The sequence below is a fragment of the Yunchengibacter salinarum genome (assembly GCF_037658235.1).
Taxonomy (GTDB): Bacteria; Pseudomonadota; Alphaproteobacteria; order Sphingomonadales; family Kordiimonadaceae; genus Yunchengibacter; species Yunchengibacter salinarum.
On sequence record NZ_JBBJLN010000002.1, the window covers coordinates 85,255 to 104,216 of the forward strand.

Here is an 18,962-nt window from a genome sequence, read left to right on the forward strand (position 1 = left end):
ACCGCGACCTTAGTGAAACCGAACCCTGAACCCACAAGACGATCTGAAAGGATAGACCCCGATGGCAACTGCAATTCGCCTCAGCCGTGGCGGCGCCAAGAAGCGCCCTTATTACCGTATCGTGGTGGCGGACACCCGCGCCCCGCGTGATGGCCGCTTCATCGAACGGGTGGGCAGCTATAACCCGATGCTGCCCAAGGACCACGAAAACCGCGTGGAAATGAACCTTGAGCGGATCAAGGTCTGGCTTGAACATGGCGCCCGCCCCACGGATCGCGTGGCCCGCTTCCTGGAAGCTGAAGGTCTGCTGAGTGCCAAGAAGCGCAATAATCCGAACAAGGCCGAGCCGGGCCAGAAAGCCAAGGACATGGCCGAAGCGCGCCGTGAAAAGGAAGAAGCCCGCAAGGAAGCGGAAAAGGAAGCCCTTGAGGCTGCCAAGGCCGCCAAGGCCGGTGGCGGCGCCGAGGCGGACAGCGGCGAAGAAGCCAGCGAGTCCTGATAGCGGGGCCGATAAGCGGAGCGCGCCATGGCCCGCAAGGGTGCCAGCAGGGGCGGCAGCCCGGAAGACAGCGAAACCCAGCGTCGGCTTGCCGGCGTTGAGGGGGACTGGATCTGTGTTGCCGCCGTGACCGGTGCGCACGGGGTTCACGGCGCGGTCAGGGTGAAGAGCTTCACCGCCGAGCCGGAGACCCTGTTCGCCTTTGACCGGCTGCATGACGGGCCGGGCGGGCCGGTTGTCACGCTGTCGCGCCAGAAGACGGTTCGTGACGGCTTCGTGGTCGCCCTGGATCGGCCCCTTGACCGGGAGGCGGCGCAGGCGCTCAAGGGCACCCGGCTTTATGTGCCGCGCTCGGCGCTCGACCGAATGCATGACGCCGCTGACGAAAGCGCCGGATCGGGCGAGGCCGGACTGGACGAGGAGGAGGACAGCTTCTTCCTCGCCGATCTGATCGGGCTTGAGGCCCGTGACGAGGCCGGGAAGCGCATCGGTTTCGTGCGGGCGGTGGAGGATTTCGGCGCCGGGGACCTGGTGGAACTGGTGCTGGATCAGCCGGTGCCCCATCATGGCCGCTATGCTTTTGTGCCGTTCACACGCACATTGGTGCCCATGGTGGATATCGGCGGCGGCGCGCTTACCGTGGCCTTTGATCTGTGGCGGCACCAATATGCCACCGCGGCGCCAGAGGGCGACGTGCCGAAAGACGGGGACGTGCCGAAAGACGGGGAGGCAACGGGATGAGCGCCCTGTTCACCGCCGAGGTGCTGACCCTGTTCCCGGAGATGTTTCCGGGGCCGCTTGGCCATTCGCTGGCGGGGCGGGCGCTGGAAAACGGTCTTTGGGCGCTGAAAACGGTGGACATCCGCGATTTCTCGCGCGATAAGCACCGCTCTGTGGACGATACCCCCGCGGGCGGGGGTGCGGGCATGGTCCTGCGTGCCGATATTCTGGCCGATGCCATTGACCGAACCGGGCAAGGCATGGCAGATGCGCCGCTGGTTTATCTCAGTCCGCGCGGGCCGCGTTTCGATCAGGCCATGGCGCGGCACTGGGCGAGCGCCGGGGCGGTGCGGCTGATCTGTGGCCGGTTCGAAGGCGTGGATCAGCGCGTGCTGGATGCGCGCGGCGTGCAGGAAGTGAGCCTGGGCGATTTCGTTCTCTCCGGCGGGGAGCCGGCGGCCATCGCCATGCTGGATAGTGTGGTGCGCCTGCTTCCCGGTGTGATGGGCGGGGAGGAAACGCTCAGGGAAGAAAGTTTTGAAAGCGGGTTGCTCGAATATCCGCACTATACCAGGCCCACGGTCTGGGAAGGTCGGGCCATACCCGAGGTGCTAACCAGCGGTCATCATGACCGGATCGCGCGGTGGCGCCGGGAAAAAGCGGAAGAAATCACCCGCATACGCCGGCCAGATCTCTGGTCGTCCTATGTGCGGGATCAAGATCAAAAGGACCGATGAAATGGATACGATTCAGAAGCTGGAACAGGAACAGATTTCCAGGCTGACCGACGGCAAGGACATCCCCGATTTCGCCGCGGGCGACACCGTGCGGGTGGACGTGAAGGTGAAGGAAGGCAACCGGGAGCGGACGCAGGCGTTCCAGGGGCTGGTGATTTCCAAGCGCAACAAGGGCATGGGCTCCAACTTCACCGTGCGCAAGGTCTCCTATGGTGAGGGTGTGGAGCGTATTTTCCCGCTTTACAGCCCGATCCTCGAAAAGATTGTCGTGGTGCGCCGGGGCAAGGTGCGGCGTGCCAAGCTGTATTATCTGCGTGGCCGCACCGGGAAGGCCGCCCGCATCGCGGAAAAGAAGCAGCAGCGCTAAGCCGCGCGCAGCTTCATGCGGACAGTACAAGGCGTCGCCCATCGGGCGGCGCCTTTTTTGTTGGCCAGGCGCGGTTCATGCCCGGCCATTTTGTGCCCGGTCCCGTTGGTCCGGGTTTGCCTGTTTTGATGAGGGCCTCTGCCCACCTGCCCTGTGCCCGCTTGTGTGAGACGGGATGGTGCCCGAAACGCAAGAAAGGCATTGCATCTGAAATTAATAATGATTATCAAACTTAAATGACAGGCTGGCCATGCGGTTCACGGGCCAGCCACCAACCCCTGAATACGGAGGGCCTGCCCATGTCATCCCGCGCCAATCCGAACCATTCCGCCGCCAACCCGGACGGGGCTTTTCACCATGATCCCGCCGCCGCGCGGGGCCCCGCCAGATTATCCGCCAGCCATGCAGGGCAGGAGGCGCTGGACATGCTGGCCATGAGTGGCGTCGGCCCGCGCCTTGTGGGAATGATGCGCCTGTTCGCGCGAATCGCCAATACGCCCGCTGGCAGTGATGAGCGCCGGGCCGCGCTGGAATCCTGGGGGCGTGAAAGCTGCCTGCTGGGCTCCCTTGCCGCCGCGCGGTCGCTGGATGGTTTTCTGGCCACATGGGTGCGCAATGCCCGCTGCATGGTGCGTTGCGGCTGTGCCTGTTGCGGGCGGATCAGTGCGGATGAAGGGCGGTTTCTGGCGGTGGTGTCCCTGATGCAGCACGGGGAAACCGCCGCCGCGCGGCGCTTGCTGGCGGTCATGGTGCACCCTGGCGCAGTTTCAATGGTGCAGGATGCGGCGCTTCATCTGGCCGACGGCCTGAACCGGGGCGGCCTTGGCCTGGCGCCCGCCACGGCACCCGCTTTGCGGAGTCTTTGGGTGATGACGCTGGCGGAACAGGGCCGGGTGCCGCACGGCGCCCCGCATCTGCCCAACAGCCCGGTGGCCCAGGCTTAGCCCCCTGAGCCGCCTGGCGCAGCGCCCCCTGAGCGCTTAACGCAGCAGGCGGCGCCCGGCTGCCACGCCCAGAAGCCCCACGGCCATCAGGGCCAGCAGGGGCGGTTCGGGGACGGTGGCGGGGGCGAAATTCACCTGAAGCAGGAAATCGTCAAAGTCCGAGTCGCCACCCCCGGCGCGGTCATTGAAGCCGAAGACAAGCTGGGTCAGGCCGGTGGTGTCGCTGCCCGACGATCCGAAGAAGCTGGCGACGAAGGGTGAGTCGGTCCCGAAGGTGCCCCTGGTGCGGTTGCCGCCAAAGAAGATGTCATCCCCCGTGAAGCTGGTGCCCGCGGCCACGTTCACGGTGCGGATGGCGCCATTGTTTTCATTGATTCGCACGCCGCGCGCCGGGGTCATGTTCGGGCGCGGGCCGGTATCGAAAGCGAAATAGTTCTGATCCCTGCTTTCTTCCGCCAGAAAGGAGAAGGTGAGCGCGCCGGCGCTTTCCACGCTGAGCGTTACATCGGTCACGGCCTGCGTGAGCCCCCGGTCCCGCATCAGGTCGGTGAAGCTGAAGCCGTTGATACGGTCCCCTTCGCCGTCGTCTTCCAAAGTGAGCCAGACGGAGTCGGAATTGGTGTCCAGGCGCATTTGCGCCTGTACCGGCGCGACAAGGACCACCAGCCCGGCGGCAAGGCCGAGCAGAGCGCGCGGAAAGGAACGGGGTGTGATCATGGCATTTCTCATCTTGCAACCTTTGTCAGAAAGGTATCAGACTGTCGCGAAGAAATTGAGTAAAAATTCAGGATATCGAGAATAAAAGAGAAAAATTCACCATAGGAGTGCGGTTTGTGGCGTGTTTTGTCGAGATGTTCAGGGGGCTTGTTCCGGCCCCGGCACGGCTGCGCGTTTCCGCATTGTGCCTGATGTCATTTGCCGCCCTTGGGCTGGCGGGTTGCGGTGATGACGGCCCCGGCGTCGATGAGGCGCGCAGCCCCACAGTGCAGGAGGAGCCCGCCGCCTGGCGGGTGGCGGCACGGGTGAACGGCGAACCCATCCTGATCGAGGATGTGGACCGGGAAATGGTCCGCCTGCAAATGGAGGGATTGGGGCAGACCTCTCGCCGTAGCGCTTTGCGGGCTTTGGTGGAGCGGGCCGTGCTGCGCCAGAAGGCCGAGGCGGCGGGCTTGCAGGCGAAAGACGATACGGCCTGGCTGATTCGCCGCGCACAGGACCGCCTTCTGGCGGAGGCGTATGCGGCCACCCGCATCGGCACCGGTGTCACGGTCACGGGAAGCGAGGCCCGCGCCCATGTGGCCGAAAACCCGGATTTGTATTCCGATCGTGCCCATGTGGCGCTGGATACCGTGTTCATGGACATGGACGCGGTGAGCCGGGACCTGCGTGCCGCGCTGGACCGGGCGGAGACTTTGGGTGCAGTGGTGAAGCTGGCGCGCGAGGCCGGGGTGCGCCATCGCCGACAGCCCTTTGCCGCCATGAGCGAGACCCTGCCCGCCGCCATACGCAGCCGCCTGAAGGGGCTTGCTGACAGCGGGGCGGTGTTTTTCGTGCGCCGGGGGGACAATTTGCAGGCCCTTCAGGTGTTGTCCCATGAGCCCCGGCCCCTTGAGGGCGGCGCGGCGGTGGACGCGGCGGTGACCTTGCTCCGCCGTCAGCGCGTGCAGGATCGCCTGGCCGAGGTGCGCAAGACCGCGGCGGAACAGGCGTCGGTATCCTATTTCCGGGAATTTTCGTCGCTTGGAAAGGGGGATGACGGGGCTGGTGATGGCGGGGTTGGCGATGGCGGGGCGCAAGAGGGCGGCAAGGACAATGCCGGCAGCGGCGCGAAGGCGGCTGATGCCCCTGATGCCTCTGATCGTCCCTGATCGCCCCTGATTCCGGCCATCCTCCCGTGGTCACCGCGCCCTTTTGAACCCGTTCGTGGCTTTCCGATAATTGCCGGGTCGGCGGAGAAACTGATTCCATCTTGCCCCGCGCCGGGCAGGCGGGTAAACAGCGGGGGACTTCTGGGCAAGAACGGCGCGCGGATCAGGGCGGCGCCTGCCCGATCCCGCGCCCTCCGTAACAAGGGTTTCTGCCATGTCCGATGACCATGCCGCGCCGGGTGAGCGCGTGATCGCCCGCGCCCCCGATGACAACAGTGCGGGCCCCCGCACCCTGTATGACAAGATATGGGACAGCCATCTTGTGGCGCGCCAGGGGGAGACGGGCGGCCTTATCTATATCGACCGCCATCTGGTGCACGAAGTGACCTCGCCGCAGGCGTTCGAGGGGCTGCGCATGGCGGGCCGTTCGGTGTGGCGCAAGGACAGCATCATCGCGGTGCCGGATCATAATGTGCCCACGGTGGACCGGGACAAGCCGAACCCGGACCCCATGTCCACCGCGCAACTGGCCGCGCTGGAAGACAATGTGGCCGAGTTCGGCCTGAATTACATTTCCATGAGCGATGTGCGCCAGGGCATTGTGCATGTGATCGGCCCGGAACTGGGCTTTACCCAACCGGGCGTGACCATGGTGTGCGGCGACAGCCATACCAGCACGCACGGCGCGTTTGGCGCGCTGGCCTTTGGCATCGGCACGTCGGAGGTGGAGCATGTGATGGCCACCCAGACACTTGCCATGACCCGCGCCCGCAATCTGCGCGTGGTGGTGGATGGCACCATGCCCCCCGGCTGCACGGCCAAGGATGTGGCGCTGGCCGTGATTGGCAGGCTGGGTACGGCGGGCGGCACCGGGCACGTGATCGAATATGCGGGCAGCGTGGTGAAGGCCCTGTCCATGGAAGGCCGCATGACCCTGTGCAACATGGCGATCGAGGCGGGCGCCCGTGCCGGTCTGGTGGCGCCTGATGACACCACCTTCGCCTATCTCAAGGGGCGCCCTTATGCGCCATCCGGTGAAAACTGGGACAGGGCGGTGGCTTACTGGTCCGCGCTGCCCAGTGATGACGGCGCCCGGTTCGACCGCGAAATCCATCTGGACGGATCGGATATCAGCCCGCTGGTCACCTGGGGCACCTCGCCCGAAGATGTGGTGCCGGTGACCGGCGACGTGCCCGACCCCGCTGGTTTTGACGATCCCTCCCGCCGGGAGGGGGCCGAAAAGGCGCTGGATTATATGGGCCTGAAGCCGGGCCAGAAAATGACCGATCTGCGCGTGGACCGGGTTTTTATCGGCTCCTGCACCAACAGCCGGATCGAGGATCTGCGCGCCGCCGCCCGCTATGTGAAGGGCGCGCGGCTGGCCGATACGGTGAAAGAAGCCATTGTGGTGCCCGGCTCCGGTCTGGTGAAGCAGATGGCCGAGGCCGAGGGGCTGGACCGTGTTTTCACCGATGCCGGGTTTCAGTGGCGGGAGCCGGGCTGCTCCATGTGCCTGGGTATGAACCCGGACAAGGCCGGGCCGGGGGAGCGGGTGGCGTCCACCTCCAACCGGAATTTCGTGGGCCGCCAGGGGCCGGGATCGCGCACCCATCTGGTATCGCCCGCCATGGCGGCGGCGGCCGGGATTGCCGGGCATTTCGTCGATATTCGCGCCCTGGACACAAAAGATTAGGAGAGCGTGATGGACAAGGTTGGTAAAATCACCGCGCCCGCCATTTCCCTGCCACGGGACAATGTGGACACGGATTTGATCATTCCGGCGAAATATCTCAAATCCATCAAGCGCACCGGCTTTGGCGCCGGGGCCTTTGAAACTTTGCGCTATGATGCGGATGGCCACCTGCGCCCCGACAGCCCGTTTGACAACAAGATGGCCGAAGGCGCGGAAATCCTGCTGTCGGGCCGGAATTTCGGCTGCGGGTCCAGCCGGGAACATGCGCCCTGGGCGCTCAGGGATCTGGGCATCCGCGCCGTGATCGCGCAGAGCTTCGCCGATATTTTCCGGGGCAATTGCGTGAAGAACGGCATTGTCACCGTGGCGTTGGGGGCGCCGGAACTGGCATCGCTGCATGACACGGCGGCTGAAGGCGGGCGCATCACGGTGGACCTGGTGTCGCAGACCGTGATGAGCGAGGGCGGCACCCCCATTCCATTCGATTATGATGCCGGGCACCGGCACATGCTGCTGAATGGCCTGGACGAGATCGGCGTGACGCTGGGAAAAAAGGCGGAAATCGCGGCGTTCGAGCAGTGGCAGCGATCCCGGATGCCCTGGCTTTACAGCGCCTGACCATTGGCGCGGCAGAAGGCGCGCACATCCGTTTTGACCGAAGGAGGCCCCATGGCTGACAAGGCCCTAATGTTCCTGCCCGGTGATGGCATCGGCCCGGAAATCATGATCGAGAACCGCCGCGTGCTTGACCGGCTGGGCGCGCTGTATGGTGTGCGTTTTCAGGTGTCGGAAGACCTGGTGGGCGGCGCCGCCTATGAACGACACGGCGTGCCGCTGGCGGATGAAACGCTGGCCCGCGCGCGGGATGTGGATGCCATACTGTTCGGCGCCGTGGGTGGCCCGCAATGGGACAATGTGGCCTATGACAAGCGCCCGGAAGCGGGCCTGCTGCGCCTGCGCAAGGAACTGGACCTGTTCGCCAATCTTCGGCCCGCCATCTGCATGGAGGCATTGGCCGATGCCAGCGCGCTCAAGAAAGACCGGGTGGCGGGGCTGAACATACTGATCGTGCGCGAATTGGCGGGCGGGGTTTATTTCGGCGAGCCCCGCGGCATCGAAACCGATGCTCACGGCCATCGGGTGGGCATCAACACCCACCGCTATGCGGATTGGGAGATCCACCGCATCGCCCGCGTGGCGTTCGACCTGGCGGAAAAGCGGGACGGGCGCGTGGTGTCGGCGGAAAAATCCAATGTGATGGAGGCGGGCCTGCTGTGGCGGGAGGAAGTGAGCCGCATTCACGACGAATCCTATGATCACATCACGCTGGAACACATGCTGGCGGACAATTGCGCCATGCAACTCGTGCGTGCCCCCAAGCAGTTCGACGTGATCCTGACCGACAATCTGTTCGGCGACATGCTGTCGGACGAAGCGGCCATGCTGACCGGCTCGCTGGGGATGCTGCCGTCCGCTTCTCTGGGCGCGGACGGTCCCGGCCTGTTCGAGCCGGTGCACGGCTCCGCCCCCGATATTGCCGGGGAAGGCAAGGCCAATCCGCTGGCGGCGATTCTGTCGCTGGCCATGGCCCTGCGCTACAGCCTGAATATGGGGAAGGCGGCGGACCATCTTGAAAAAGCGGTCTCGGATGCGCTATTGACCGGGCTGAGAACCAGCGACATCTGGCAGGATGGCATGACGCCTGCGTCCACGCGGGACATGGGTGATGCTGTGCTGAAAGCACTGGAAAGCGACTGACGGGCGCCGCCATCGGCGCCGCTTCGCCGGTCCCTTGAACACATATCCATCAGGAGAGATGACCATGGGCTATCGCCTCGCTGTCGTGGGCGCCACTGGCAATGTGGGCCGTGAAATGCTGACTATTCTGGCCGAGCGGGATTTCCCCGTCGATGAAGTGGTGGCGCTGGCCTCCCGCCGCTCCGTCGGTCAGAAGGTGGGGTTCGGTGACAAGGAGCTGACCATCCAGGCGCTGGACAGCTTCGACTTTTCCAATACGGACATCGCCCTGTTTTCTGCTGGCGGCAGCGTGTCCAAGGAATACGGCCCCAAGGCCGCCGGGCAGGGTGCCATCGTGATCGACAATTCCAGCCATTTCCGCATGGACCCGGATGTGCCGCTGGTGGTGCCGGAAGTGAATGCCCATCACCTGAAGGATTTTCGCAAGAAGAACATCATCGCCAACCCCAACTGCTCCACGGCGCAGATGGTGGTGGCGCTGAAGCCGCTGCATGATCGTGCCAGGATCAAGCGCGTTGTGGTGGACACCTATCAAAGTGTGTCGGGCGCCGGGAATGCCGCCATGGACGAGCTGTTTTCCCAGACCAAGGGGGTCTTCACCAATGACGAGGTGGCACCGGAAAATTTCCCCAAGCAGATGGCCTTCAATGTGATCCCCCATATCGACCAGTTCCTGGAGGATGGCTCCACCAAGGAAGAATGGAAGATGATGGTGGAGACCAAGAAAATGCTGGACCCGGCCATCAAGCTCACCGGCACCTGTGTGCGGGTTCCGGTTTTCGTCGGCCATGCGGAAGCCATCAATATCGAGTTCGAGGAAGCGCTCACCGATGACGAGGCGCGGGACATCCTGCGGGAAGCGCCCGGCTGCCTCGTGGTGGATAAGCGCGAACCCGGCGGCTATATCACGCCGGTGGAGTGCGTGGGCGATTTCGCCACCTATATCTCCCGCATCCGCACCGACCCCACGGTGGATAACGGCCTGAACATCTGGGTGGTGAGCGACAATCTGCGCAAGGGCGCCGCCCTCAACGCCATTCAGATTGCCGAGAGTATGCTCAATCAGGGCCTGCTGAACAAATAGGCGGGCGCCGCACTGATCCCGCGCAGGGCCCGCGCCGCCATTCCGCCCCGCGCGGCGTGGCGGTCGGCCCGGTGCAATGGCCCTGTTGGCGTTGACTTGCCCCGGTGGCGCGCACATCATGGTGACGATCTGGTTCGCGTGCCGATCCCGGCGCGCGGGCTGTTTGTTTTCCAAGGGGGGAAATGTGATGACGACGCGGATGCAGGGCCGTTATTTCGGCGCGAACACACGGGTGTCCAGATGGGCCATGGTCGGGGCGCTGGCCCTGACCCTGGGGGCCTGTTCCGGTGGGGATCAGCCCACGGTGGAAGAGGCGCGCGCCTTCATGGAGCAGGCGGAAGCCGACCTTCAGGAGCTGGGGGTGAAGGTATCCCGCATCTTCTGGGTGCAGAACAATTTCATCACCGTTGATACCAACAAGCTGGCCGCGGAAGCGGATGAGGAATACACCACGCTGGCGGTGAAGCTGGCCAATGCCACCAAGCGCTTTCAGGGGGTGGACCTGCCGCCCGCCCTGGATCGCAAGATGGGGATGCTGAAAGCGGCCCTGACCCTGCCCGCCCCGGAAGACCCGGAAAAAACCCGTGAACTGGCGGAGATCAAATCCCGGCTGGAAAGCACCTATGCCACCGGCTCGGTGGAGATTGACGGCGAGTCGCAGGATCTGGGGCAGTTGTCCGATACCATGGCGCACAGCCGCGATCCGCAGAATCTGCTGGCCGCCTGGCGGGGCTGGCGCACCGTGTCCCCGCCCATGAAGGATGATTATGCCCGCATGGTGCAGATCGCCAATGAAGGGGCGGACGCGCTGGGCTTCAAGGATGTGGGCGCCATGTGGCGGTCCAAATATGACATGCCCGCCGATGATTTCCGGCAAACGGCGGATGAGCTGTTCGAAGACGTGAAGCCGCTTTATGAAAGTCTGCATTGCCATGTGCGGGCCAGGCTCAATGACTTTTACGGCGATGACGTGGCCCCCGATGAAGGCCCGATCCCCGCGCATCTGCTGGGTAATATGTGGGCGCAGCAATGGGGCAACATTTTTGATATCGTCAAGCCGGAAGGCGCGGGCCAGAGCTATGACCTGACCGCTTTGCTGACGGAAAACGATTATACGCCGGTGAAAATGGCCGAGGCGGCGGACAATTTCTTCCAGTCGCTCAGCTTCGAGCCGCTGCCGGATACCTTCTGGGACCGGTCCCTGTTCGAGGACCCCAAGGATCGGGACGTGGTGTGCCATGCCAGCGCCTGGAACATCGATAGCAAGGAAGACGTGCGCATCAAGATGTGCACCAAGGTGAATGGCGAGGATTTCGTGACCATGCATCACGAAATCGGCCACAATATCTATCAGCGCGCCTATAAGGATCAGGACCCGCTGTACCAGACCGGCGCCCATGACGGCTTCCATGAGGCCATTGGAGACATGGTGGCGCTTTCCATCACGCCGCAATATCTAAAGCAGATCGGATTGCTGGATACGGCCCCCGGCTCGGACGCGGACACCGCCATTCTGTTGCAGCAGGCGCTGGACAAGGTGGCCTTCATGCCCTTCGGCCTGATGGTGGACCAATGGCGCTGGCAGGTGTTCTCCGGCGAGGCGACCCCGGATGACTATAACGAAGCCTGGTGGGATCTGCGTGAATCCTATCAGGGCGTGGCCGCGCCGGGGGATCGCCCGGCGAATGCCTTTGATCCGGGTGCCAAGTTCCATATTCCGGGCAACACGCCCTATATGCGCTATTTCCTGGCGCATATTCTGCAATTTCAGTTCCATCAGGCCGCTTGCGAGCAGGCCGGTTGGGACGGCCCGCTGCACCGCTGTTCCGTTTACGGCAATGAAGAGGTGGGCGCGCGTTTCAAGGAAATGCTGCAAATGGGGGCCAGCAAGCCCTGGCCGGACGTGCTGGAAACCTTCACCGGCAGCCGGGAAATGGATGGCTCCGCCGTTCTGGCCTATTTCGCGCCCCTGAAGGCGTGGCTGGATGAGCAGAACAAGGACCGCACCTGCGGCTGGTAGGCGCGGCGCCCGACATGTGTGGCCCCGTCCGCGCCGCGCGGGCGGGGCCGTTTCGTGACCGTCATCGCCCCCCGCGCGGGTATGCGGGGCCAGGTTCCGCGATGGCGTAAGAAAGAGGTTGGATGAATGACCCGCACCGATGGGGCCGCTTCTCGCCCGCAAACAATGTGTGCCGAACCGCCGGGGAGCAGGCCGCTCAGAAGCCTGCTGTTCATGCCGGGCAGCAATGCGCGTGCGCTGGAAAAGGCGCGCGGCCTGCCCGCCGACGGGGTCATCATCGACCTTGAGGACGCCGTGGCGCCGGATCAAAAGGAAGGCGCCCGCGATCAGGCCCGCGCCGCGCTGGCGCAAGGAATGGGAAACCGGCTGACGGCGCTTCGCATCAATGGGGTGGACACGCCCTGGTGGCGGGACGATGTGGCCGCCGCCGTGGCGGGCGGCGCGGATGCGGTGGTGATCCCCAAGGTGGAAAGCCCCGCCCCGGTTCTGGATGTGGCAGGGGCTTTGTTTCTGGAAGGCGCACCCCGGTCTCTGGCGATCTGGGTGATGCTGGAAACGCCCGCGTCTTTCCTGGCGCTGGAGGCGATCGCCAGAAGTCACCCCCGGCTGGGGGCACTGGTGCTGGGCACCAATGATCTGGCGCATGGCCTGAAGGCGGCCCATGTGCCGGGTCGGGCACCGCTGAGCGCGGCCCTGTCAATGGCGTTGCTTACTGCCCGCGCGCATGGTCTGGCGGCGCTGGACGGCGTGTATAACCGGCTGAAGGATACAGCCGGTCTTGAAGAGGAGTGCCGGGCGGGCGCCGCCCTTGGCTTTGACGGCAAGACGCTGATCCACCCCGGCCAGATAGAGGCCGCCAACACCGCCTTCGCCCCGGACCCGGACGCGGTGGCCAACGCCCGCAAGCTGGTGGCGGCGTGGGAGGAGTCCGACGGCGGCGTGGTACGGGTGGACGGCCACATGGTCGAGGACATGCATGTGCGTGACGCCAGAGACCTGATCGCCCGCGCCGAGGCCCTGAGGGAACAGCAATAGCAACCACACTTCCCCCCGCACCGGCGTTGCCCCTACCGCCATCCCGCCCCACGCGGGATGAGCGGAGGCCACAAGCGTGGCCCGCGGCAAGTGCCGCGCCCCCGCGGAGCGCGCGCGATAGCGCGCTTGCGTGAGCGCAAACAAACCCCGTCCCCGCTTGCACCGGCGTCGCCCCTACCGCCATCCCGCCACTACGCGGGATGAGCGGAGGCCACAAGCGTGGCCCGCGGCAAGTGCCGCGCCCCCGCGGAGCGCGCGCGATAGCGCGCTTGCGTGAGCGCAAACAAAGCCACTTGATCGACCGTTTGGTCGATTTATCTGTGAGTTGGCACCGTGGCCGGATCGGGGCTTTTGAAATCGCGCCTTGCGGTGGCGGGTGGGAGCGGAGTACAACAGGCGCGAAAGAAACGGGGCCATCGGCTCGACATATGGGGTGCCTTCGCGGCGCCGATCGACCGACGGGTCAGAACCTACCGGGGAGAGGATTTCATGTCAGAGGCTCGCAATAAGGTGCGCCGCCCCCTGTCGCCACACCTGCAAGTGTATCGCTGGGGCCCGCACATGCTGGTGTCCATTCTGCACCGGGTGACCGGCAGCGCCAATGCGGTGGGCACGGTGCTGCTCGCCTGGTGGCTGTACGCCATGGCGGACGGCAAGGCGCATTTCGATTATGTGCAGGGTCTGGCGGGCAGCGTGATCGGGCAGGTGGTGCTGTTCGGCTTTACGCTGGCGCTGATGCAGCACATGGCCAGCGGCGTGCGCCACCTGGTGATGGATACGGGGCGCGGGCTCGCTCCCGGTCCTAATGCGACATGGGCGCGCATCACTCTGGTCTTTTCCCTTGTTGCCACCATTCTGATTTTTGTCGCGGCCTATGCTGCCAGCGGGAGGCTTTGATCATCATGGCTGAAGTGGAAACCGATTTCAAAACGCCAGCGGCGCGCGTGCACGGGCTTGGTTCGGCCAAGGACGGCACCCACCATTTCTGGATTCAGCGGGTTACGGCGCTGGCCAATATTCCGCTGACCCTGTTCATGCTGGTTTCGGTGGTGCTCAATGCGGGCAAGGATTACGGGCAATGGGTGGCATGGCTCAAGCAGCCGCTGGTGTCCGTGCTGGTGATCCTGTTCCTGCTGAACATGTTTCATCACATGCGGCTGGGTCTTCAGGTGCCGATCGAGGATTATGTGCACGGCAAGGGCGCGCGCGTGGTCAGCCTTGTGCTGATTAATTTCGCCACCGTATTACTGGCCGCGATCAGCATTTTTTCCGTTCTTTACATTTCCTTCGGGGGCTAACGGTATGTCAGCAAGCTATCCGATCTTCGAGCACACATATGACGCCGTTGTGGTGGGCGCTGGCGGTTCCGGGCTCCGGGCCACCATGGGCCTGGCCGAGGCGGGCTTGAGCGTGGCCAATATCACCAAGGTGTTCCCCACCCGATCCCACACCGTGGCGGCGCAGGGCGGCATTGCCGCGTCGCTGGGCAATATGGGGCCGGACACCTGGCAGTGGCACATGTATGACACGGTGAAGGGGTCCGACTGGCTGGGCGATCAGGACGCCATCGAATATATGGTGCGGGAAGCCCCCAAGGCCGTTTACGAGCTGGAGCATTTCGGCGTGCCCTTCTCCCGCACGGAAGAGGGCAAGATCTATCAGCGCCCCTTTGGCGGCATGACCACGGAATTCGGCGAGGGGCCGCCCGCCCAGCGCACCTGCGCGGCGGCCGACCGCACCGGCCATGCCATGCTGCACGCGCTGTATCAGCAGTCCCTGAAGCATGACAGCGACTTCTTCATTGAATATTTCGCCATCGATCTGATCATGGAAGATGGCGAATGTCGCGGTGTCATCGCCATGGACATGGAAGACGGCTCCATCCACGCCTTCCGGGCGCACGCGGTGGTGCTGGCCACCGGCGGCTATGGCCGGGCCTATTTCTCCTGCACCTCGGCGCATACCTGCACCGGGGATGGCGGCGGCATGGTGCTGCGGGCCGGGCTGTCGCTTCAGGACATGGAGTTCGTGCAGTTCCACCCCACCGGCATTTATGGCGCGGGCGTGCTGATCACTGAAGGCGCGCGGGGCGAGGGCGGTTATCTGCTTAACAGCGAGGGCGAGCGCTTCATGGAACGCTATGCCCCCTCCGCCAAGGATCTGGCGAGCCGGGACGTGGTTTCCCGCTCCATGTCCAACGAGATCCGCGAAGGGCGCGGCGTGGGCAAGAATGGCGATCACATCTATCTGCATCTGGACCATCTGGACCCGGATGTGCTGGCGGAACGGTTGCCCGGCATTTCCGAGTCCGCGCGCATCTTCTCCGGTGTGGACGTGACCAAGCAGCCCATCCCGGTGCTGCCCACCGTGCACTATAATATGGGCGGCATTCCCACCGACTATAAAGGCCAGGTGCTGAACCCCACGCAGGAGGATCAGGACGCCAAGGTGACCGGCCTCTATGCCGTGGGGGAGGCGGCGTGCGTGTCCGTGCACGGCGCCAACCGGCTCGGCTCCAACTCGCTGATCGATCTGGTGGTGTTTGGCCGCGCCGTGGCGCAGCATGTGCCCACCGTGGTCAAGGCGGGCACCACGCACAAGCCGCTGCCCAAGGGCTATGCCGACATGGCGCTGGAGCGGCTGGACAAGGCGCGCTATGCCGATGGCGGCGTGTCCACGTCCGAGGCGCGGGGCGCCATGCAGCGCACCATGCAGGAAAACTGCGCCGTGTTCCGTACGGAGGAAGTGCTGGCCGAGGGCCGGGAAAAGATCGCCGATGTGGTGGCCCAGACCGAAGACCTGCGCACCACGGATCGGTCGCTTGTGTGGAACAGCGATCTGATCGAAACGCTGGAATTGCAGAACCTGATCGGGCAGGCGGTGCTGACCATGGAATCCGCCGCCAACCGCAAGGAAAGCCGCGGTGCCCACATGCACGAGGATTACCCGGATCGGGACGACGAAAACTGGATGAAACACACCGCCGCCTGGTGGGATGGCAAGAAAGCCACCATCGGTTACCGGGACGTGCACAGCTATACGCTGAGCGACGAGGTGAAATACATCAAGCCCAAGGCGCGGGTTTACTGATGGCCGCGCGCTGTCTGGTGTTTGAACAGGGGATGAGACATGGCTGAATTCGCACTGCCGGCCAATTCGAAAATCACCAAGGGGCAGGCCCACAAGGCCGAGGGCGCCGAGAGTGCCAGAACCTTCCGGGTCTATCGCTGGAGCCCGGATTCCGGTGAAAATCCGCGCATGGATTCCTATGAAGTGGATCTGGATGACTGCGGCCCGATGGTTCTGGACGCGCTGATCAAGATCAAGGACGAGATCGACAGCACGCTCACCTTCCGCCGGTCCTGCCGGGAAGGGGTGTGCGGGTCCTGTGCCATGAACATTGACGGCAAGAACGGCCTGGCCTGCACCACCGCGATCGAGGATGTGAAGGGCGATGTGACCATCACGCCCCTGCCGCATCTGGAGGTGGTGAAGGATCTGGTGCCTGACCTGAAGATGTTTTACGCCCAGTATGCCTCCATCAAGCCATGGATGCAGACCACGTCCCCCGCGCCGGAGCGGGAGCGGCTGCAATCGCGGGAGGACCGGGAAAAGCTGGATGGTCTGTATGAGTGCATCCTGTGCGCCTGCTGTTCCACAAGCTGCCCCAGCTATTGGTGGAACGGGGACAAATATCTGGGTCCGGCCACGCTGTTGCAGGCCTATCGCTGGCTGCTCGACAGCCGGGACGAGGCCACCGGCGATCGGCTGGACAATCTGGAAGACCCGTTCCGGCTGTATCGCTGCCACACCATCATGAACTGCGCCAATGCCTGCCCCAAGGGCCTGAACCCGGCCAAGGCCATTGCCGAGATCAAGAAGATGATGGTGGAGCGCAAGGGGTGAACCTTGCCATGATCCGATCCGAACCGTACAATCCGGGCATGAGGGGCCGGGGTTTCCCGGCTTTCTGATGCTGTCGCGGGAAAGGATTACATTTTGTCTTCGAAGCGAAATTTGAGCGCACGAAGTGTTCGAAACAAGGTTTTGCGGTATGGCGCAGGACTTAGCTTGTCCGCGTTTGCTGATTTTTATCTTCCGCGCCGCATGGTCGCCACGCGCCTTTCTTTCGACAAGGAAACAGGACGCCGCAACCCGGTGCTCGAAAAGCGGCGTCATATTGTGCTGGCTGACCGCTGATGGATAAGGATACCCACGGGCAGGATCGTGACCCCCATCAGGATCATGGCCACTCTCAGGCCGTGCCGGATGATGCCGCTGAACGCCGCCAGGTGGACGGACATGAACAGCAGGACGCCGTTCTTTCAGCGGCTCTGGTTGCGCAGCGGGAGTTTTCCGGCCCGATCCCCAATCCTGAAATGCTAAAAGAATATGATGCGGTGGTTCCTGGCTCGGCTGAGAAAATCGTCAGGAACTGGGATGATCAGTGCCGTCACGATCGGCTGATAACAGACCGCATTTCCCTCATGGAAGAACGCAGCCTGGCGCGCGGCCAATATTTGGGGTTGATCGCATTGGTCCTGCTTCTGGGTAGCAGTATATTTGCCGGCTTCATGGGTTTGACAGAGATCGGGTTGGCGATTGCGGCCATGGGCGCCGCGGGGATTATAACAGTGTTGGTTCGCGGGCGTAATGGCAACTGATCATGTTGTTTAGATGTTGTGCCTATTGGATTGCCCTGTTGCTTTTTTTCTGGGACGGCCTGACTGCCGCCACGGCGGCAGAGCCGGTGCCCGCCAGCCGGATCGGGCACAGTGTGTACCGCGATGTGTGGCACGCCATTCTGGATGAGGCCGGGATCGAGGCGCGCCTGATCGCGGCGCCGCGCGATGTGCGGCGGGACATGTTCATCAAGGGTGATCTGCTGCTGGACTGCTGCTCCAACCCCGTCTGGCGCGAAAGGCCGGAAGAAAAGCGGCTTCAGCATTTCACCCAACCCTTTGCCGTGATTGTGGATCATCTGATCCTGCACAAGGAGCGGGATTACCACTTGCCCGATCCCACCGACCTGAGCGCCTACAAGGTCGCCCTGATCCGGGGCTTTACCTATCCGTCCAAGCTGCGCTTCGGCGAGACCATCCGCCGCGTGTCCATGCGCGACACGTTTCAGGCGGTGGCGGACGGCGAGGCGGACATGACCGTTGCCAGCACCACGGAATTCCAGCGCCGCCAGCAGGACTGGCCCCGCGCACTCAAGCTCGGGCCGGTGTGTGACCGGGTTCTGTTGAGTGGGCGGGTGCATGAAAAGGCCCGCCATCTGCTGCCCCGGATCAATGACGCCATCGAGCGGCTGAAAGAACGGGGCCGCATTGACCGGCTGACCGGCCAGGCCGTGCGGGAATGGTAGGGATTGCCCCGGTGGCCGGGGGCGGCGGCGGGAATCAGGCCGGTTCCATCCATTTATCCCGCATCTGCGCGCGCGTGGCCTCGCACCAGCCCATATTGTGCGCGATATAGGCATCCACCGAGCCCGCATGGTCCCGGATGGCGTCGAACGCGGCGTCCAGAAAGGCTTCCTCCACGCCCACCAATGGGTGCAGATGATCCGGGTCCACGGGGCGCCCCAGGCGCTTTTCCAGCCGCCGGGCCATCTGTGCGGCGCGCGCGGGCAGGTTCACCGCGCCGTTGGTGGCCAGAAAATCCGCCAGCACGGCATCCCGGTTGATGCCCAGCGCGTGAAGCAGCAGGGCGGCGGCGATACCGGTGCGATCCTTGCCCGCCGTGCAATGGAAGAACACGGGCCCCGGCGCGGCGCGCAGGGCATCGAAAAAGCGGCGCAGCCCGTCTTCATTGGCCACCGGGATTGTGCGGAAGGCGCGCAGGAACTCGGCGCGAAGGGCATCGCCGGGAAAGGGGTCGCTGCCCATTCGCGCGAACAACTGCTTTACCCAGGCGGCCGCATTGCCGCCAATGGGCAGGGGGAGGTAGCGAATATCACGCCGGTCTCGCAGGGGATTGGGGCTGTGGTCCGACTCCGCCGTGCTGCGAAAGTCCACCACGGTCAACGGTGCCGTGGCGGTGGTTATCTCATCCGGCAGGTCGCGCGGCAGGGCGCCACGCATCAACAGGCCCGCCCTGATCCGCCCGTCCGGGCCGGAAAGGCCGCCAAGGTCGCGGAAATTGTCGAGGGCGGGGCTGGCTGCGGGCATGAAATTCGGTTCCGGCTTGATGACGCTGAGGGGATCGCAGATGGTGCCCGCCCGGCCTGTCCCGGTC

Annotated in this window: 21 protein-coding genes; 19 read left to right on the top strand and 2 right to left on the bottom strand. The window is 64.1% G+C overall.

The annotated features are described in order from the left end of the window. Positions 1-61 precede the first annotated feature (61 nt). From rpsP to WGH93_RS02605, 5 genes are all read left to right on the top strand, one after another. Positions 62-499 (top strand): 30S ribosomal protein S16, encoded by a 438-nt coding sequence (gene rpsP, locus WGH93_RS02585; RefSeq protein WP_374763292.1) that lies wholly within the window; start codon positions 62-64, stop codon positions 497-499. Between the two features lie 27 nt (positions 500-526). Continuing rightward, on the top strand, positions 527-1,240 hold the full coding sequence (gene rimM / locus WGH93_RS02590) for a ribosome maturation factor RimM (RefSeq protein WP_374763293.1): 714 nt from the start codon (positions 527-529) through the stop codon (positions 1,238-1,240). Next, positions 1,237-1,956, top strand: coding sequence for a tRNA (guanosine(37)-N1)-methyltransferase TrmD (gene trmD, locus WGH93_RS02595; RefSeq protein WP_374763294.1), 720 nt, complete (start codon positions 1,237-1,239; stop codon positions 1,954-1,956). The genes rimM and trmD overlap by 4 nt, the downstream gene beginning before the upstream one ends. A gap of 1 nt (position 1,957) precedes the next feature. Further along, positions 1,958-2,323, top strand: coding sequence for a 50S ribosomal protein L19 (gene rplS / locus WGH93_RS02600; protein WP_374763295.1), 366 nt, complete (start codon positions 1,958-1,960; stop codon positions 2,321-2,323). 299 nt (positions 2,324-2,622) lie between these two features. After that, entirely contained in the window at positions 2,623-3,267 is a 645-nt protein-coding gene (locus tag WGH93_RS02605; protein WP_374763296.1) for a hypothetical protein, read from the top strand. A gap of 36 nt (positions 3,268-3,303) precedes the next feature. Here the strand turns inward: WGH93_RS02605 and WGH93_RS02610 are convergent, their stop codons facing one another. Further along, entirely contained in the window at positions 3,304-3,984 is a 681-nt protein-coding gene (locus WGH93_RS02610; RefSeq protein WP_374763297.1) for a hypothetical protein, read from the bottom strand. Between the two features lie 116 nt (positions 3,985-4,100). Between WGH93_RS02610 and WGH93_RS02615 the strand changes: the two genes are divergently transcribed. The 14 genes from WGH93_RS02615 to WGH93_RS02680 all read left to right on the top strand — a co-directional run bounded on the left by WGH93_RS02615 (position 4,101) and on the right by WGH93_RS02680 (position 18,093). After that, a complete protein-coding gene (locus WGH93_RS02615; RefSeq protein WP_374763298.1) occupies positions 4,101-5,135 on the top strand; it encodes a hypothetical protein in 1,035 nt (344 codons plus the stop codon). Positions 5,136-5,349: 214 nt separating this feature from the next. Continuing rightward, the gene (gene leuC / locus WGH93_RS02620) at positions 5,350-6,828 is read left to right on the top strand and encodes a 3-isopropylmalate dehydratase large subunit (protein WP_374763299.1); all 1,479 of its coding nucleotides are present in this window, start codon (positions 5,350-5,352) and stop codon (positions 6,826-6,828) included. Between the two features lie 9 nt (positions 6,829-6,837). Further along, positions 6,838-7,446 (top strand): 3-isopropylmalate dehydratase small subunit, encoded by a 609-nt coding sequence (gene leuD, locus WGH93_RS02625; protein WP_374763300.1) that lies wholly within the window; start codon positions 6,838-6,840, stop codon positions 7,444-7,446. Positions 7,447-7,497: 51 nt separating this feature from the next. Then, a complete protein-coding gene (leuB, locus tag WGH93_RS02630; RefSeq protein ID WP_374763301.1) occupies positions 7,498-8,586 on the top strand; it encodes a 3-isopropylmalate dehydrogenase in 1,089 nt (362 codons plus the stop codon). A gap of 64 nt (positions 8,587-8,650) precedes the next feature. Further along, the gene (locus WGH93_RS02635) at positions 8,651-9,670 is read left to right on the top strand and encodes an aspartate-semialdehyde dehydrogenase (RefSeq protein WP_374763302.1); all 1,020 of its coding nucleotides are present in this window, start codon (positions 8,651-8,653) and stop codon (positions 9,668-9,670) included. Between the two features lie 187 nt (positions 9,671-9,857). Continuing rightward, positions 9,858-11,690 carry a M2 family metallopeptidase gene (locus tag WGH93_RS02640; protein WP_374763303.1) on the top strand — a complete coding sequence of 611 codons (1,833 nt, stop codon included), beginning with the start codon at positions 9,858-9,860 and terminating at the stop codon, positions 11,688-11,690. A gap of 126 nt (positions 11,691-11,816) precedes the next feature. After that, entirely contained in the window at positions 11,817-12,725 is a 909-nt protein-coding gene (locus WGH93_RS02645) for an HpcH/HpaI aldolase/citrate lyase family protein (RefSeq protein ID WP_374763304.1), read from the top strand. A 489-nt stretch (positions 12,726-13,214) separates the two neighbouring features. Further along, a complete protein-coding gene (gene sdhC / locus WGH93_RS02650) occupies positions 13,215-13,622 on the top strand; it encodes a succinate dehydrogenase, cytochrome b556 subunit (RefSeq protein WP_374763305.1) in 408 nt (135 codons plus the stop codon). Positions 13,623-13,627: 5 nt separating this feature from the next. Beyond that, positions 13,628-14,023 carry a succinate dehydrogenase, hydrophobic membrane anchor protein gene (gene sdhD / locus WGH93_RS02655; RefSeq protein WP_374763306.1) on the top strand — a complete coding sequence of 132 codons (396 nt, stop codon included), beginning with the start codon at positions 13,628-13,630 and terminating at the stop codon, positions 14,021-14,023. Between the two features lie 4 nt (positions 14,024-14,027). Continuing rightward, entirely contained in the window at positions 14,028-15,815 is a 1,788-nt protein-coding gene (sdhA, locus tag WGH93_RS02660; protein ID WP_374763307.1) for a succinate dehydrogenase flavoprotein subunit, read from the top strand. Positions 15,816-15,854: 39 nt separating this feature from the next. Further along, positions 15,855-16,631, top strand: coding sequence for a succinate dehydrogenase iron-sulfur subunit (locus WGH93_RS02665; protein ID WP_374763308.1), 777 nt, complete (start codon positions 15,855-15,857; stop codon positions 16,629-16,631). A gap of 165 nt (positions 16,632-16,796) precedes the next feature. After that, on the top strand, positions 16,797-16,925 hold the full coding sequence (locus tag WGH93_RS02670; RefSeq protein WP_374763309.1) for a hypothetical protein: 129 nt from the start codon (positions 16,797-16,799) through the stop codon (positions 16,923-16,925). Continuing rightward, entirely contained in the window at positions 16,925-17,389 is a 465-nt protein-coding gene (locus tag WGH93_RS02675) for a DUF2335 domain-containing protein (protein WP_374763310.1), read from the top strand. The genes WGH93_RS02670 and WGH93_RS02675 overlap by 1 nt, the downstream gene beginning before the upstream one ends. Before the next feature lie 2 nt (positions 17,390-17,391). Next, the gene (locus WGH93_RS02680) at positions 17,392-18,093 is read left to right on the top strand and encodes a substrate-binding periplasmic protein (RefSeq protein WP_374763311.1); all 702 of its coding nucleotides are present in this window, start codon (positions 17,392-17,394) and stop codon (positions 18,091-18,093) included. A gap of 34 nt (positions 18,094-18,127) precedes the next feature. Here the strand turns inward: WGH93_RS02680 and WGH93_RS02685 are convergent, their stop codons facing one another. Beyond that, complete coding sequence (locus tag WGH93_RS02685; protein ID WP_374763312.1) at positions 18,128-18,895, bottom strand: tyrosine-protein phosphatase; 768 nt, start codon at positions 18,893-18,895, stop codon at positions 18,128-18,130. Between the last annotated feature and the right edge of the window lie 67 nt (positions 18,896-18,962).

Coding starts and splice junctions, on each gene's coding strand:
- WGH93_RS02610 (WP_374763297.1), bottom strand. CDS start 3,984: ATGATCACACCCCGTTCCTTTCCGCGCGCTCTGCTCGGCCTTGCCGCC.
- leuC (WP_374763299.1), top strand. CDS start 5,350: ATGTCCGATGACCATGCCGCGCCGGGTGAGCGCGTGATCGCCCGCGCC.
- WGH93_RS02635 (WP_374763302.1), top strand. CDS start 8,651: ATGGGCTATCGCCTCGCTGTCGTGGGCGCCACTGGCAATGTGGGCCGT.
- leuB (WP_374763301.1), top strand. CDS start 7,498: ATGGCTGACAAGGCCCTAATGTTCCTGCCCGGTGATGGCATCGGCCCG.
- WGH93_RS02685 (WP_374763312.1), bottom strand. CDS start 18,895: ATGCCCGCAGCCAGCCCCGCCCTCGACAATTTCCGCGACCTTGGCGGC.
- WGH93_RS02605 (WP_374763296.1), top strand. CDS start 2,623: ATGTCATCCCGCGCCAATCCGAACCATTCCGCCGCCAACCCGGACGGG.
- leuD (WP_374763300.1), top strand. CDS start 6,838: ATGGACAAGGTTGGTAAAATCACCGCGCCCGCCATTTCCCTGCCACGG.
- sdhA (WP_374763307.1), top strand. CDS start 14,028: ATGTCAGCAAGCTATCCGATCTTCGAGCACACATATGACGCCGTTGTG.
- trmD (WP_374763294.1), top strand. CDS start 1,237: ATGAGCGCCCTGTTCACCGCCGAGGTGCTGACCCTGTTCCCGGAGATG.
- WGH93_RS02680 (WP_374763311.1), top strand. CDS start 17,392: ATGTTGTTTAGATGTTGTGCCTATTGGATTGCCCTGTTGCTTTTTTTC.
- WGH93_RS02675 (WP_374763310.1), top strand. CDS start 16,925: ATGGATAAGGATACCCACGGGCAGGATCGTGACCCCCATCAGGATCAT.
- WGH93_RS02665 (WP_374763308.1), top strand. CDS start 15,855: ATGGCTGAATTCGCACTGCCGGCCAATTCGAAAATCACCAAGGGGCAG.
- WGH93_RS02645 (WP_374763304.1), top strand. CDS start 11,817: ATGACCCGCACCGATGGGGCCGCTTCTCGCCCGCAAACAATGTGTGCC.
- rimM (WP_374763293.1), top strand. CDS start 527: ATGGCCCGCAAGGGTGCCAGCAGGGGCGGCAGCCCGGAAGACAGCGAA.
- rpsP (WP_374763292.1), top strand. CDS start 62: ATGGCAACTGCAATTCGCCTCAGCCGTGGCGGCGCCAAGAAGCGCCCT.
- sdhC (WP_374763305.1), top strand. CDS start 13,215: ATGTCAGAGGCTCGCAATAAGGTGCGCCGCCCCCTGTCGCCACACCTG.
- WGH93_RS02640 (WP_374763303.1), top strand. CDS start 9,858: ATGACGACGCGGATGCAGGGCCGTTATTTCGGCGCGAACACACGGGTG.
- rplS (WP_374763295.1), top strand. CDS start 1,958: ATGGATACGATTCAGAAGCTGGAACAGGAACAGATTTCCAGGCTGACC.
- sdhD (WP_374763306.1), top strand. CDS start 13,628: ATGGCTGAAGTGGAAACCGATTTCAAAACGCCAGCGGCGCGCGTGCAC.